Source organism: Paenibacillus sp. FSL R5-0378, assembly GCF_038009285.1.
GTDB lineage: Bacteria > Bacillota > Bacilli > Paenibacillales > Paenibacillaceae > Paenibacillus_AQ > Paenibacillus_AQ favisporus.
This window is the reverse complement of the sequence record NZ_JBBPAY010000002.1, coordinates 365,939-379,021: the sequence shown is the minus strand read 5'-3', so window position 1 is coordinate 379,021 and position 13,083 is coordinate 365,939. Positions and strand designations below refer to the sequence as shown.

Here is a 13,083-nt window from a genome sequence, read left to right as displayed (position 1 = left end):
TAATGCCTAGAAAAAAGCAGGTTGATATTGTTGGGCAGAGGTTTGGAAAAGTAGAAGTTATCAAAGAAACAGGAACAGGACGTAATTATGATCGAATGTTTTTATGTCGTTGTGACTGTGGCACAGAAAAGACCTGCTCTATGAATGACTTGCGAAGAGGGAGTATCCAGTCATGCGGATGCAGCAATGATGATCGTTTGAAACTAATGCAACAAAAAAATGAATCTTCACGTGTGAATGGAGTCGTTCCACATCATCTTAAAAGAAAAATCACTCATAATAAATCAACAGGGGTTAAAGGAGTAAGCGCTGAGTATACCAAAAAGGGCACGAAAATTTATAGAGCATATATATCAGTAGGAGGGAAACGGATTCGCTTAGGAAGTTTCCTCGATCTAGGAGACGCCGTTGAGGCTCGCAAGAAAGCCGAAGCATTATATCACGAACCGATATTACAAAAAGCTGAGCTTCAAAGTGAAAAATTAGAATAGATGTTAATGAGCGGTACGAACGTATTACGCAGTCGAAATGAAAATGTGATGGAGTTGTTTGTAGGGTTACGAGTGTCTACTAAGAACATTCTGTCGACCTGGTGCCGATGATTGGGAGGTCACGGTGGAGTCGATGGATGAAAGGAAGAAGTATGTAAGCAACAGGATGAGCTCGGGTGAGTTGTTTTTCCACAGCGTTTAGTAAACCATGTAGTTCGCTATCCAATCCGGAATGATAGTGTGGCCAGATTATAATAGGAGCGTGCGGTTATGAAGAATATCGGAATGGTTCGGCAGGTGGATGAGCTGGGGCGGATTGTTATTCCTATCGAATTGCGACGTGTTCTAGGGGTGGACGAAAAAGACGCGGTTGAATTTTTTATCGATGAAGAGGCTAAGTATTTGATGTTCCGTAAGTTAGTTTCGGGATGTTTGTTTTGCGGATCCATTGAAGCGTTAAGTTACTTCAAGGGGCAGCTCATCTGTTCGTCTTGTATTCGGGACATCAGGGGCCCTGAACCGCATTTAGCTGAGTTTGAAAGTGCTGTCGCATTAGAAAGCGAAATGAAGCTGAAGGAGAAGAGGGGAGACCAAGGGTTACGAGATATCTGTATACCCGAGGAACAACAGGACAAGCCTGACAGCGTCGTCGTTTTGGCGCAGGAAGAAAAGAAGAGAAGGGGAAAACAAGAGGATACTCGGAAACGGTTGGCCGAGGTCATGCGAGCGCATCCCCATGCTACGCAAGTCGAATTAGCTGGAATGCTTGGGGTTACCCAAAGTTATGTCAGTTATTTAATCCGTAGTTCGAAAAAAGCCAACTCGGAGGAATGAGTTAGCTCTTATTGGGCCTTGGGAGGTCTCATTTTTCGAATTAGACTATCTTAAAAAAGTATTGCAAGCGAAAATAGCTAATACGCTGGCCTATCGAACCAAAAATAATGGCCGTGAATCCGGAATTCGAGGTAATGCATCATGTGAAAGAAGAACGAGATGATTGAGGAGCTTATCTCGTTGGCTCAGGCATTGCCTGAACCGATCCAATCTAAGTTCATGGCACATATTAACGACTTTAGTAAAGATATGATTAGCTCGGAAGCCTTTGACTCCGCGGTTAATGAATTGTCTTCCACGCATTTTATCGGTGAGCTTCATCTGTTTTTCCTGAGTGAAGTGGAACGAATCAAGCCGAGAAGACTACAGGGGCTCATGTTTAGCCGCTGGAATTATTAAATTAGCAATAGGTATGGATCTAAAGAAAAGAAACCTGCTGGAGAGTGAGTAGGATGAAAAGTATCGGTATTGTTTGGCTGGTAGATGAACATCGTGATTCCTATGGAATTACGGCCGTGATGGGGATCCATGAAGGAGATCCATGGATGATTAGTCGAGCCGATTGATGTTGCGTCAGTACAATACGGGCTGTTTCTTTTGCGAGTAAATGGATGGGTTAGGCTATTTCCGGGGCCGGTACGTCTGTCAGTCCTGTATTCGGGCTATAGGTGGCTAGAAAGCGTGAGCCGGCTTGAAAATGCAGCCACATTGGAGAGTGAGGATAAGCTATTAGAGAATCCATCAACGCCGTCAGAGGAGACAGGGAAAGGACAAGACGAAAAAAGGAAAGTCTTGAGCCAATTGGCCGATGTCATGCGGACCCTACCCCGAGGCTTCTCAAAGTGCATGGGCAAGGATAATTGGAATTAACCCATGTTATGTAAGCCTGTTAGTTCGAATCATTTTATGAAGAAGACCAACTCTGATCCATGAGTTGGTCTTTTCTTGTTTAGAATCGTTTTTGGAGCCATGCCACCTCTTGTTCCTAGAATATTCCGATCGACACAGGTATTTAAGATCAGGAACGGCCCCTCTGCACAGTAAAGTCTAGATAGATTTCCATGAACCTTTTCCCTTGAAACTGAATATGCTATTCTGGCGCAATTAAGACATGGGGAAGATCCCTCACCTAAATGTGGAACAAACTTCAAATCAGTCCCTAAAATAGCCTCCCAAATGGGAAGGCTATTTTAGGTTATCTAGGAAATCAGCAGATACATTACCTAATCCAACCTTGGCTTGTGAAAGGAGACCGCCGTTATGCAGACCTGTCCTTTTTGCGGATCGGTTATTGAGGAGAAAGAGCATGCGTATTATTGTTCCTTTTGTGACATGGGCCTCGTGGCCAGTCAGATTCAGCAGAACGGATTCCGAAAAAAGGTTTTTTATGAAGTGCCCGTTTTTCTGGAAGCAGCGAAACTGTCTACAAGAGACTTATTGGAGAAGGACAGCTACTTTCTGACCTGCTTGCTACGGGAGGTGCGACAAGAGAGATCCCGGAGTTATCAATATTATCTGCGTTTTTTTAAAAAGGCGAATGAAGAGCAAGGCGACTTTTTAGATGATGCTAAGCACGCTGGCGGCCAGTATGAATATTGGACACGGAAGGCCTGGATTTTAGAAAATATTTTAAGGGAGCGCTTTGGTTCTTTTCCCGAACGAATTTCAGATGCTTATTTGCAAACCATGGCTCGAAACATAGACAAATTCAATGAGAAGCCGATGCGAATCATGAGCTGAACGAATGATGGGTAAACTTGATTCTCACTTCCTATCAAATATAACCGGAACAGGGGTAAACAGACAGAAGCCATAAGGAGGTTGGCCATCCCCATGCCATCAAAGGAGAATAGGCTAGGATGGCCGGATTTTAGCCGCATTATTTAGGCAGCGGCAGCCTCTGCGACCCACCCTTTACCCGTTGCAGTCACGGTCTAAGGAAGGGATCTATGGAGTGGAGTCGCTGTCAAAGGTGGTGTCATATATTTTATGAATCTAGCTATAATAGCGCCATGGTCCAATATCATAGGTCTGGAACATAATGGCCCTAAAAACAATCAAGCTTGAGTAAAGATAAAGGCATGCTAAATATGTAGGGCAATTCAGGTTCCAAGGGAACATTTCGAACATATCCCCCCCAAAGGGGGGGCCGCGTTTGATAGATCTAATATCTAAGCCTAAAGTTCAACCAACGAGCACATCCTAAAATCCTTTGTATTGAGGCTCCTCATTCTCCAGCTGTTGAACCCGACTTTCCACCTGCTGTACGATCTGGCTCGTTTGCTGGGCTGCCTGAGTAAACAAGTTTTTCGCTTCCTGGTTTTGTGTGCTGAGAGCAAACGTCTCCAAGCTAGCTTGGGCACTTTTTAGGGAAGCCAGTGTTGTTTTGACCTGAGAAGAAACGGTCATCTCCTTCACCTCCTTTATGGAACAGTACGAACATAATCTAACCGGTGAAAGTTCAAAAAATTCATGAAAACAAAAACGTCTTACATCGGCTGTTGGGGCTTTCCCCAAAATACAATTCATGTCCTATTTGAAGGCTACGATTCAAAAAAATAAAACCACGGAAAGGGTTTATAATCAGGAATTGTCGTTCACCAAATCAAGCGATTAGGCATATACATATATTACTCCACTCTTGATTTACTATCATCGTCGACCGTGACTGCAACGGCGAAAAGAGTGTGGTGGCTGCTGCCCAAGCAAAGCATATTTAGGGCTTCAAATGAGGGACCTCCAGGAACTGGTACTGGTGGATAAATTATTGAAGCCTACGGATGGGTATCAAAAAGGCTGGACGGACCGGAAAGGCAATTTGTAGTGTATCGGACTTATTTGCTGAGCGCGTATTGTTGCGCTCGTTTTTTTTTGGGAGGGCCTATATGCCGACTTGTCCGTTTAGCGGTTCAACTATTGAGGAAAGGGAGCATAGGTATCATTGTCGGTTTTGTGAATTGGAATTGCTGGCTAACGAGATCCCAGCACAACGGGTCAAGAATGCAAATTTCCCTTGAAGAGCATCTTGAGGCAGCCAAACTTTCTACCAGAAATTTATTGGGGAAGAATAGCTATTTTCGTCCTGGATGGATAGATAGCTATGGATCTAAAGAAAGCAGCTGAAGGACAACTCAACAAGAATGAGTTGGCTTTTTTTAACGGCCATTACTCTATCAATCAATTATAAGGAAATCAAAGCCATTAAATTATCTAGTATCCATATATATGAAAAGTACGCCATTCTTTCAGTGATACCCCACCATGACGGCAACGTTAAATGTGTCGCAGGGGCTTCGCTGCCTAAGAAAGGCGTCTTTTTGAGTTTAGCCCAAAGATTTAGCTGAAGGATATTCAGCATTTATTTTATCCATCTTCATTCCGGTGGGAATGTGTTTTTTTTGTTGATTTCTGCCGCTTGAATTTCCTTTAACTGATAGACATTTTGATCAAATTTCACTTGGCTTGGTACCTATCGCCAACCACCTACATATTGTACAAAAAACTATAAAGGAGGTAGGTTAAGTGCAGCTTGTACGGATGAAAAAACTCGAAAAGGATTGCGACATTCCCGTACATTACAAAAAAAAGCGGCATCCCCATAAAAAGAAGCCGGCTCCGCTGCTGAAAAGGATCCATGATATTAAGCGCCGGCTGACCGCCAGCATATTGAAACTAAAACAACAACTCCACAGTTTGGTAGGTACCGTGGCGGAGCTTTCGACCCGGGTCAGTACGCTGGAGAAGCAGGTTTCCAGCCTGAACAACCGCCTCGGCGTACCGGGCCCCGTTCCAGGTCCAGGCCCAGCACCAGGCCCAACACCAGGCCCAACACCAGGCCCGATAGGCATTGTGGCTCTGCTGACGCCCCGGATTAACTCGCGCGTAACGCTGGAAACACCTGTAGGAACCATTTTCGGCACCTTGGTTCTGATTGGGGAAGATTATGTGCAGGTGCTTGAATTGGATGGAAGTACTGTGCTGATTCCGTTCCGCAGTTTGTTGGCCGTTGCATAAATTTTAGTGATAGCAGGAGGGAAGGGATATGAATTTTGAGGAAGCGCTTGCCGCCTTTTCTGGCAGACACGTCGAAGTGCTGCAGACCAATCAGTTTATACAGGGTACCCTGGCTTCTTCTTCAGGCGGTATCCTGGGCGTAGATACGGTCACTACCAATTACATCCCAAGGGCGCAGCGGGTAAACATTCCCACCACTAACGTGGTGTTGGTCCGCATTCTGCCTCTGTAAACGATCATGATTTCCGGCCCATTGCCTTCGGCTTTTATCCAAATCGGCCAATCCGCGTAATGATCCGCATGCTGGTGTTTCCATACTGCGCAGTCGGATGCGCCGACTGGACAGCTTAATTTCCTCATAAACCGGCCGTGGAACGGGGAAGACGTGTTCCAGCCGGAAAGTGATTTAAGCTTGGCCGTATTGAACATCCGCGGGGCAATGGGACTACCGGCTTCGATCACTTTGGCAGTGGAGAATGGATGAATAAAGGCCTTTCCTGATAGATCGACTGCTTATTCTTCCTTTCTCCCCAATGAACATGATCATATATATAACGCCTGCCTGATTGTGCAGGCGAGCCTCACTACATAACTATTCCAGGCATTGAGAGAGAGCCAGTCGTCGGCATCAAACTCAAGCAACTAGTATCCTTCCGATGTCCGTACGGGTTCAACTTTGATTGACCATGAGGAGGAAAAAATAATGACCCGCATCGCGGACTAGGGAAAATCGACGATCTCCGTTTGTTAAATGTTCTGAGCGTTCTCTAGCCCCTAGGTGGTGAGGGGCGGTTTCGTTAAGATTTGTCATTAATATAAGGTATGTAACATTGGCCCAAGTTGACACTGAGATTGACTAATTAATCTGAATTCCTTCGTTTATTGATTAGAATACAATTCAAAAAGAGGTGGTCCTTGAATCGTAAAAGAGGAGGGAAAGGGGCTCAGAGCACGGGATTTACTTACACAATGTCCCCATGTTCATGCGCTGTGCGGATTGCTCCTATGAGGAACCGCCAAAGAAATGATATGTCAAACCGAAAATTGATTTCCTGGAATGCGTTTTATTAGGCAACTGCAGCCCCTGCGATCCACCTTTTATCTCGCAGTTTTTGGAAGGAAGCCACGTGTAAGCCGCAGGCAAAGGAGGATCAGTATATTCTATGGCTAATAACTGTAGTCGTTACGGTCAAATATCCGAAAAACGCTGCAGCTATAAAAACATGTGTGAAAACAGTATCGGAGCCGGATTATGATACATGTGGCACGGTATGACCCAATCAAACCATACACTTTCGGATTAGCTGTGATACAAAAAAATATCCAGTAACCTTTTATTAAAAATTGAATATACTATTATATGCAATTCATAACAAGTATTGGGGATCCCTGCCTTGAAAATGAATTGAAACCAAACCAGTCCCTAAAATAGCCTCCCTTGTGTGGGAAGGCTATTTTAGGTTCCTTGAAATCTGCCAAGATCACTTAAAAAGACTAATTGAAATTGTGAAAATGGATTGATATTTATGGCTTTACTTTATTTCACCATTCGACCGACCGAATTGGAGGTGGTATTTCATAGCCTGGATCGATTCCGGATCTATGACTGGTTGCAGGGCACTTCGAAGACTATTGTGAAAGGAACGGGTCCACTCTTCCTCATTTTTCAGTACATACTCATAGACCTGTTTTGGGAGCTCTACGATGAGATGAACTTGCTCAGAGTCCGGTATCGCCTCCATTTCGTCCAACCACTCAAGCTCGTTTATAGATGCATTTACATACATCTGTTTGTTACGATCGTCGATGGACTTGGGCGGGATCTGGAAAAGGATCGGCTTTGGTCGCCTTTTTTTTTTCTTGTTTAACAATGCGGGGCCTCCTTCTTCTTGCTTCTTTTGGATAAAACAGTCTATGCCGAAAGAAGATTCCTGGGCTGGGCGAATAAACGGGAAAAGGCGGGAGCAGACTTCACGTGCTAGGTTGAATCGTAGGTATGGGCTGATGAGTGAAGCCTTTTTTTAAAATCATAATTGTTTTTTTTTGAGATATTGGTTTGTATGCGATTTATCTTGGAGTTAAATGGGTAAGTTTAAATGTTAGCCTCTAAATTTTGGACGGGTAAATTGCTTGTGCTTGTATTGGACTAATCATGCTCTTCTTACCTTCATGAAAGGATGTTTTCAATGGATGTACTTGTGGTGGATGATCATGAAATCAATCGCATCGTATTGGTTCGAATCTTACAGAAACTTGGTTATTCTGCAGACACAGCGACTAATGGGTTAGAAGCCGTCGCAGCGACCAGGACGAAATCTTATCAGCTCATTTTTATGGATATTTACATGCCATTCATGGATGGAATTTCAGCGGCCGAAGAGATTGTTTCCTCCTTAGCCACCCCGCCACATATCGTTGCCGTCTCAACAAATCCAAGTGAGAAGAAACGTTGTCAAGGATTTGCGGATTTTATTGAAAAGCCTATTAGTTTCAACCGGATTAAACAATGCATTGATTCATTGATTTCATGATTTCAAAAATAAGTAACTTTGGGGATGTTATCGACCAGTTGTGTTGTTTGCATGTGGTCTTTTATCGAGTGGAAAGAAAAGGGGTTGAGAGGCTTCGCAATGGTTTTTTCCATACCGCGGTGGTTTGGAAAATGACAGAGGAACTTGTGGCAAAAGGTTCGGGCGAACCATATGTTATATTACTCCATCCTTGGCTCATTTCTTGAGTGCACCTTCTGTCCCGTGACTGCAACGGATAAAGGATGTGATCGCAGAGGCGGCCGCTGCCTATCAAAGCGGTTTTTTTGTGTTTGGCCTAAAATATTTAAGTGCTGCTCATCAATAAACAAAAATCTAATACGAAACGGATGCAGATTGTTCATTAAACCAATCTGCATCCTCCAATAGAGCAAAAAACCTTGCCGAAGCCCGGCAAGGTTTTTGTACCTTTATTTAAAAGAGAAATGCTCTAGAGATGATAACCAGCAAGATAAACAGAACTAAAATAGCTCCTATGCCGCCTCCCCAGCCAAAACCTGCCATACCGGCTCCGCCGGTTACACCACCAACAACGTTAGACATGTAATCCACTCCTTTTCGGGTAAATACATGGTTACTGTATGCTCTACATTTCAGAAGCGCCTGTACGGATTAGCTGACTTTGATAAATAGGCAACGGAGAATCGGGGATAAAAGACAAAAACCGTTATGCTGACATTTCCCTTACTTGCCATAAATAATTTTATACCTGAGATTCAAGCGTCCGATCTAGAATGATGTAGGGGTTGTTTTTCGTCGTAAGGGCAGACGGGCCCAGATCGTTATGTCAGTCCTTCATTCGAAGTGAAGAAAAGCCAACTCGGAGGAATGAGTTGGCTTTGGTTATCCTGCAGGTTATATCATTTTAGATTGGTTTGCTGGTAGTTGTGAAGATTTGTTTTCGCCCAACCATTCAAGCTCGTTTATGGATGCGTTGACACGCATTGGTTTATCATGACCGGTGCTGGGCCGGATAAGAGCGATTGGCTTTATTTTTCGCTTATTCTTTTTGTGCATCGATGTATGGTTACCTCCTTCTGCCTACTCCTTACTTTAAATTAACTTATGCCAAACGTGGGTTTCTGGGTTGGGCGATTATGCTTTGACAGAATTGATGTGCATGCTGAGCCTTTTTTCTGTACAGGACGATAAGATTGGTCAGTGCAACCAAAAGAGGAAACAACGTATTCACTTGGACGTGGTTATTGATCTCTATATAAACGGTTCCCTTCAAGGCAAAGTGGAATAGGGTCCAGTAGATGAGGATCCATTGAACCGCGATGTGGCCTTGAATCCACTTCTTTTTAGTTTTGGTTTCCATAGAACAGTGTACACTCGCTCCTTTGTTGGAGTTTTTACCAGTATTTCTTCATTGGACTGTTTCTATGTACCGGGATGAAATTGAAGATGGGTCATTGTTTCGATTGTGGGGCTGCTATGTTCTAAAGGTCTAGTTAAATTTATCTCGTTGACGCGCGAATCCCCAAGAGTTAATAATTGGGGAAAGAATATGGGGAAGAGGTAAAAGGGATGGAAAGTATCGGTATTGTCCGGCAGGTGGATGAACTGGGCCGGGTTGTGATTCCCATGGAATTACGGCGTGTTTTAGGGATCCATGAGGGAGAGCCACTTGAAATTTTTATCGATGAAGAGGCAAAACGATTAATGTTACGCCAGTATCATACCGGGTGCCTGTTTTGCGAATCGATGGAGGAGCTAAGCTATTTTCGGGCACGACTGGTCTGCCAGTCTTGTTTGAAAGAGATCGAGTTACAAGCCATGGCCAGGCTTGAGAACGCTGTCACCTTGGAAAGCAGGGGGAAGGCAGAGATACCCGAGGAGGCCAAGGGAAAACAGGCAGAAGCCATAAGACGGTTGGTTGATGTGATGCGCACCCATCCTCATGCCACCAAAGGAGAATGGGCCAGGATGGCCGGATTTAGCCCTGGTTATGTGAGTCGATTACTTCGAATCATTTATGAAAAGGGCCGACTCGAATGAATAAGTTGGGCTCAGACGGGGCGGATTTTTTGAAACAAAAATGCTCGCCAAAAAGAAAGAGCGTCAAGATATGTGAAAGAATAGTCTAAAGCCAACGCATGGAAAATGAGTTGGCTTTTTTGAGCAGGCTCATATGACCATATCATTTTCATGACTCAAATTGTTTGAGCGCTTAGGTGAAGTGAATCTATGGCCAGTTTAATTCGAAAAGTCCATTCCTACAGAAGAGCGGAGATCTCTTTAATGGTATAGACCCTTGGAAGATCCGTATCATTTAAATGTTTGGAAATGAAAAGGAACCGACCAGATGGCCGGTTCTTTTTCATGTTTCGTGTTTACTTATCCGATTTCTCGACACCTGGAAAAGTAAATGTACACGGATAGCGGATGATGGTATGTCTTCGTCGCTATTTTTCAAATCCTCAGAACCGGACAGCTAGATCCGCAGTGTTCCGAAGCCCAGATTCTATCGTTGCATTAACGTCGCCGCCATGCTGTTGATGACCTTCGATGACCACCACATCCGGATTCTGTATTCCCCACAAGCCGATCATGTTTCGCATATAAGTCACTGCCATCTCATAAGGAGCCATATATTCGATTGAATAGTTCCCACCCCGAGCGTTGAGGAGTGCAACCTTCTTATCCGCCGCCAGTCCGACCGGGCCTTCCGAAGTGTAACGGAATGTCCTGCCTGCTTGTGTAAGGTAGGAGATATAGGTTATCAGCGGCGCAGGGACCGTACTGTTCCATAGCGGAAAGGCGAATGCGATTTTATCCATTTCGAGGAACTGGTCCAAATACCGATTAACCAGTTTTGCAGCTTTCTCTTCGTTCGGTGTGGGTTCCAAACCATGATTCAACTTGTGGAGTCCGCTAATGGCCTTATCGCCATAATACGGCAGTTCGACATCGTAGAGGTCAAGCACCTCCACCCGATCATCCGGGTGCGATTCTTGGTAAGCCTGCAAGAAAGCCTCATACATTCGAACACTTACGGATTGATTGGCCGGCCGATCATTTGCTTTAACCATCAATAGTTTTGCCATTGGTTAATCCCTCCTAAGGTTGATTCTGTCTCATTTGTTTCTGACAACCTTAAGGTAATATAAAAAGTATGACAGCCTATCGTCATACTTGGAAATAAAACTAACATGGATTTACCACGCCTTCTGACATTGTCGGCCCCTCGGGAACGATTTAATGGTATAAGTCACATCATATTTATTTTGACGTCGAGGCACTTGTCCTGGAGAATAGGGAGGTTGGATCGTGTTTAAAATTTTTTAGGAGGCTGCTTGTTTTCTGGCTGCTCAATGATCCCGACGAAAGCGTAATAAAGCCCAACTCGTCAAGGAGTTGGGCTAATATGCCCTCCAATGCCTTCAGTTGGGCAGTAGGGCAAAAGCAACGGTACCAACCGCTACGTTGGCGCCAAACGATCATGAGTACAACCAAACTATCCTTTAACTAACCTTTAGCATATCCCCGTCACCGATTTTTGCCGAAATCGCTTGGCGGGTTTTATTTATGTTCTTATTAGACGTTTGATCCCCCACGAAGGTAACAGGTATTTTTTGAAATTAATAAAAAACTTTTTTCTGTTCCCCCGGTTCACCGTCCCTAAATTCCAAGCGACCCCGGAAAAGCACCGGGTTCCATTGGAATTCTTCACGGGACTCGCAAGGAAGCCTTTAAAGTCAAAACCATAAAAACGAAAACCTCTGGGGTGACTCTGGGATGAATGGATAGAACCGGCCGGTGGCCGGTTCTTTTGATTGTACGGCGTTTTTTTCCCTTTTGCCTTCCGCATGGTAACGCGAGCCAGGCCTACTAACCTTTGGACAGGCGGAGCCTCCTCGGCTTCGCCCTCCACCTGTCCAAAGCCAAGTAGGCGGCCGGACGGTCAAGGGGCTCAAAACTTTTTTCCTCCTGGGAGATCGGCAGAGAAGCAGGAAAAAACTTTTGCGCTTATCCCTTGACCGCCCGGCATGGCTCGCGTTCCCAAGCTCTTGTCAAAAGGGAAAAAAACTCCCCTTTGGGGAAGCCAGCCATGCGGCAGGCAAAAACAAAAAAACGCTCTTTTGACAAACCAAAACCCAAAAGAAAGGAGGGAAAATCGATGAAGCCTGAAACGCTGGTCATGTTGACGCTGATTGCGGCAATTTTGCAGGTGGTCATTCAGTTTTTAGGGGTTGTTAAAGCCTTTATTGAATGGCTTTCGGTCAAAGAAAAGGCAAAAGGCTCCGACCGTTCACGGCGGTCGAAGCCCAAAAGAAAAAAACCAAGATAGCCATCCAGCCCCATGAAAGGTAGGAAGGGTAAGGGGAATTGCTTCACTCCTTACCCTGTCATCATACCATCCGCACAACCATTTTTCAAAGGGAGGACAAGCCCATGGAAACGGCCATTTTTATTCTGATTTTGATGGACCTTGTACTGCAGGGCATTCGGTTTTGGCTTCACTGGTCCATGAAAAAACAGCATGGACGGCAGTAAAAATCCGCCGGCGGCTGTGGCCGCCGGAATTCTTAAAACCAAAGGAGGACAAGCAGATGGAAACAAGTTCAAAACAAGCCATGGTTTCCGGCGTAATCGCCAAAGGGATGTATCAAAAGGTCAAAATCCTGTGGAAAGGGCAGCGGGTGCAATACGAGACGTTAACCAAGGAGGAATACCGGGAGCTGATTCATCGGATAGGGAGTCAAACGCCGTGACATTCCGCATGGGAAAGGAGGTGAAGGACATGAGCGAAACCGAGCTGATCTTAAAAATCGAGCGCCTGCGGCGCGAACTGAACGCATTAGTGTTGGAAATGGGCACGATGGCTCAAGCGGTACTGAAAAAGTCGATGGAGTTGGACGAGGTGCTGAATCAGTACAACCGACTGACGAAAGGGGAGGAATGAGCGAGTGAGACATGTATTTTGCGGGAAGTTTCCGCTGGGGCAAGTGTTTGCTACACCGGGTGTGATGGAATCAACAACGGAGGCAGACCGGATATCTGCACTGACGCGCCATATCGGTGGGGATTGGGGCGAGGTGGACGAGGTAGATAAGCGAAGCAATGACCAAGCTTTGGCGGATGGATTCCGGATCCTGTCGGCGTATACGAGCGCGAACGGGATGAAGTTTTGGATCATCACCGAGCATGACCGAAGCGCCACCACATTGCTGCTCCCGGAGGAATATTAA

General features: G+C 45.1%; 15 protein-coding genes and 1 pseudogene. 12 read left to right on the top strand and 4 right to left on the bottom strand.

Going from position 1 to position 13,083, the window contains the following annotated elements; genetic code table 11:
* Positions 1-2: 2 nt before the first annotated feature.
* The 4 genes and pseudogenes from MKY74_RS35230 (at position 3) to MKY74_RS35215 (ending at position 3,065) form a co-directional block, all read left to right on the top strand.
* The gene (locus tag MKY74_RS35230; protein ID WP_144025554.1) at positions 3-491 is read left to right on the top strand and encodes a hypothetical protein; all 489 of its coding nucleotides are present in this window, start codon (positions 3-5) and stop codon (positions 489-491) included.
* A 270-nt stretch (positions 492-761) separates the two neighbouring features.
* Positions 762-1,007 (top strand): annotated as a pseudogene (locus tag MKY74_RS35225) (AbrB/MazE/SpoVT family DNA-binding domain-containing protein); the annotation flags it as partial.
* Between the two features lie 498 nt (positions 1,008-1,505).
* Positions 1,506-1,724, top strand: coding sequence for a hypothetical protein (locus MKY74_RS35220; protein ID WP_144025555.1), 219 nt, complete (start codon positions 1,506-1,508; stop codon positions 1,722-1,724).
* A gap of 861 nt (positions 1,725-2,585) precedes the next feature.
* A complete protein-coding gene (locus MKY74_RS35215; protein WP_084204287.1) occupies positions 2,586-3,065 on the top strand; it encodes a hypothetical protein in 480 nt (159 codons plus the stop codon).
* A gap of 462 nt (positions 3,066-3,527) precedes the next feature.
* Here MKY74_RS35215 and MKY74_RS35210 read toward each other — a convergent pair whose 3' ends face one another.
* Positions 3,528-3,734 carry a DUF1657 domain-containing protein gene (locus MKY74_RS35210; protein ID WP_076176851.1) on the bottom strand — a complete coding sequence of 69 codons (207 nt, stop codon included), beginning with the start codon at positions 3,732-3,734 and terminating at the stop codon, positions 3,528-3,530.
* Positions 3,735-4,847: 1,113 nt separating this feature from the next.
* Between MKY74_RS35210 and MKY74_RS35205 the strand changes: the two genes are divergently transcribed.
* Both MKY74_RS35205 and MKY74_RS35200 read left to right on the top strand, forming a co-directional pair.
* Complete coding sequence (locus MKY74_RS35205) at positions 4,848-5,339, top strand: hypothetical protein (RefSeq protein WP_076176852.1); 492 nt, start codon at positions 4,848-4,850, stop codon at positions 5,337-5,339.
* 28 nt (positions 5,340-5,367) lie between these two features.
* On the top strand, positions 5,368-5,571 hold the full coding sequence (locus MKY74_RS35200) for a hypothetical protein (RefSeq protein ID WP_076176853.1): 204 nt from the start codon (positions 5,368-5,370) through the stop codon (positions 5,569-5,571).
* Between the two features lie 1,300 nt (positions 5,572-6,871).
* Here MKY74_RS35200 and MKY74_RS35195 read toward each other — a convergent pair.
* Positions 6,872-7,210: a hypothetical protein gene (locus MKY74_RS35195; RefSeq protein WP_076176854.1), complete on the bottom strand. Its 339-nt coding sequence runs from the start codon at positions 7,208-7,210 to the stop codon at positions 6,872-6,874.
* Between the two features lie 315 nt (positions 7,211-7,525).
* Between MKY74_RS35195 and MKY74_RS35190 the strand changes: the two genes are divergently transcribed.
* On the top strand, positions 7,526-7,870 hold the full coding sequence (locus MKY74_RS35190) for a response regulator (protein ID WP_167372953.1): 345 nt from the start codon (positions 7,526-7,528) through the stop codon (positions 7,868-7,870).
* Between the two features lie 432 nt (positions 7,871-8,302).
* Here the strand turns inward: MKY74_RS35190 and MKY74_RS35185 are convergent, their stop codons facing one another.
* Positions 8,303-8,431, bottom strand: a complete 129-nt coding sequence (locus MKY74_RS35185) for a YjcZ family sporulation protein (protein WP_208629404.1) — start codon at positions 8,429-8,431, stop codon at positions 8,303-8,305.
* A gap of 987 nt (positions 8,432-9,418) precedes the next feature.
* On the opposite strand from MKY74_RS35185, the gene MKY74_RS35180 reads away from it, so the two are divergent.
* Entirely contained in the window at positions 9,419-9,889 is a 471-nt protein-coding gene (locus MKY74_RS35180; RefSeq protein ID WP_076176857.1) for an AbrB/MazE/SpoVT family DNA-binding domain-containing protein, read from the top strand.
* 422 nt (positions 9,890-10,311) lie between these two features.
* Here MKY74_RS35180 and MKY74_RS35175 read toward each other — a convergent pair whose 3' ends face one another.
* A complete protein-coding gene (locus MKY74_RS35175; protein ID WP_076176858.1) occupies positions 10,312-10,938 on the bottom strand; it encodes an FMN-dependent NADH-azoreductase in 627 nt (208 codons plus the stop codon).
* A 1,073-nt stretch (positions 10,939-12,011) separates the two neighbouring features.
* Between MKY74_RS35175 and MKY74_RS35170 the strand changes: the two genes are divergently transcribed.
* From MKY74_RS35170 to MKY74_RS35155, 4 genes are all read left to right on the top strand, one after another.
* Positions 12,012-12,182, top strand: a complete 171-nt coding sequence (locus tag MKY74_RS35170; protein WP_167372954.1) for a hypothetical protein — start codon at positions 12,012-12,014, stop codon at positions 12,180-12,182.
* 262 nt (positions 12,183-12,444) lie between these two features.
* Positions 12,445-12,606, top strand: coding sequence for a hypothetical protein (locus MKY74_RS35165; RefSeq protein ID WP_167372955.1), 162 nt, complete (start codon positions 12,445-12,447; stop codon positions 12,604-12,606).
* Positions 12,603-12,797: an aspartyl-phosphate phosphatase Spo0E family protein gene (locus MKY74_RS35160; protein ID WP_244169469.1), complete on the top strand. Its 195-nt coding sequence runs from the start codon at positions 12,603-12,605 to the stop codon at positions 12,795-12,797. Before MKY74_RS35165 ends, MKY74_RS35160 begins: the two co-directional genes overlap by 4 nt.
* Before the next feature lie 4 nt (positions 12,798-12,801).
* Positions 12,802-13,083 carry a hypothetical protein gene (locus MKY74_RS35155; protein WP_084204291.1) on the top strand — a complete coding sequence of 94 codons (282 nt, stop codon included), beginning with the start codon at positions 12,802-12,804 and terminating at the stop codon, positions 13,081-13,083.

What these genes read in the sequence shown, in the direction of transcription:
- MKY74_RS35230 (WP_144025554.1), top strand. Translation starts at nt 3, where the DNA reads ATGCCTAGAAAAAAGCAGGTTGATATTGTTGGGCAGAGGTTTGGAAAA.
- MKY74_RS35215 (WP_084204287.1), top strand. Translation starts at nt 2,586, where the DNA reads ATGCAGACCTGTCCTTTTTGCGGATCGGTTATTGAGGAGAAAGAGCAT.
- MKY74_RS35210 (WP_076176851.1), bottom strand. Translation starts at nt 3,734, where the DNA reads ATGACCGTTTCTTCTCAGGTCAAAACAACACTGGCTTCCCTAAAAAGT.
- MKY74_RS35200 (WP_076176853.1), top strand. Translation starts at nt 5,368, where the DNA reads ATGAATTTTGAGGAAGCGCTTGCCGCCTTTTCTGGCAGACACGTCGAA.
- MKY74_RS35190 (WP_167372953.1), top strand. Translation starts at nt 7,526, where the DNA reads ATGGATGTACTTGTGGTGGATGATCATGAAATCAATCGCATCGTATTG.
- MKY74_RS35185 (WP_208629404.1), bottom strand. Translation starts at nt 8,431, where the DNA reads ATGTCTAACGTTGTTGGTGGTGTAACCGGCGGAGCCGGTATGGCAGGT.
- MKY74_RS35180 (WP_076176857.1), top strand. Translation starts at nt 9,419, where the DNA reads ATGGAAAGTATCGGTATTGTCCGGCAGGTGGATGAACTGGGCCGGGTT.
- MKY74_RS35175 (WP_076176858.1), bottom strand. Translation starts at nt 10,938, where the DNA reads ATGGCAAAACTATTGATGGTTAAAGCAAATGATCGGCCGGCCAATCAA.
- MKY74_RS35170 (WP_167372954.1), top strand. Translation starts at nt 12,012, where the DNA reads ATGAAGCCTGAAACGCTGGTCATGTTGACGCTGATTGCGGCAATTTTG.
- MKY74_RS35165 (WP_167372955.1), top strand. Translation starts at nt 12,445, where the DNA reads ATGGAAACAAGTTCAAAACAAGCCATGGTTTCCGGCGTAATCGCCAAA.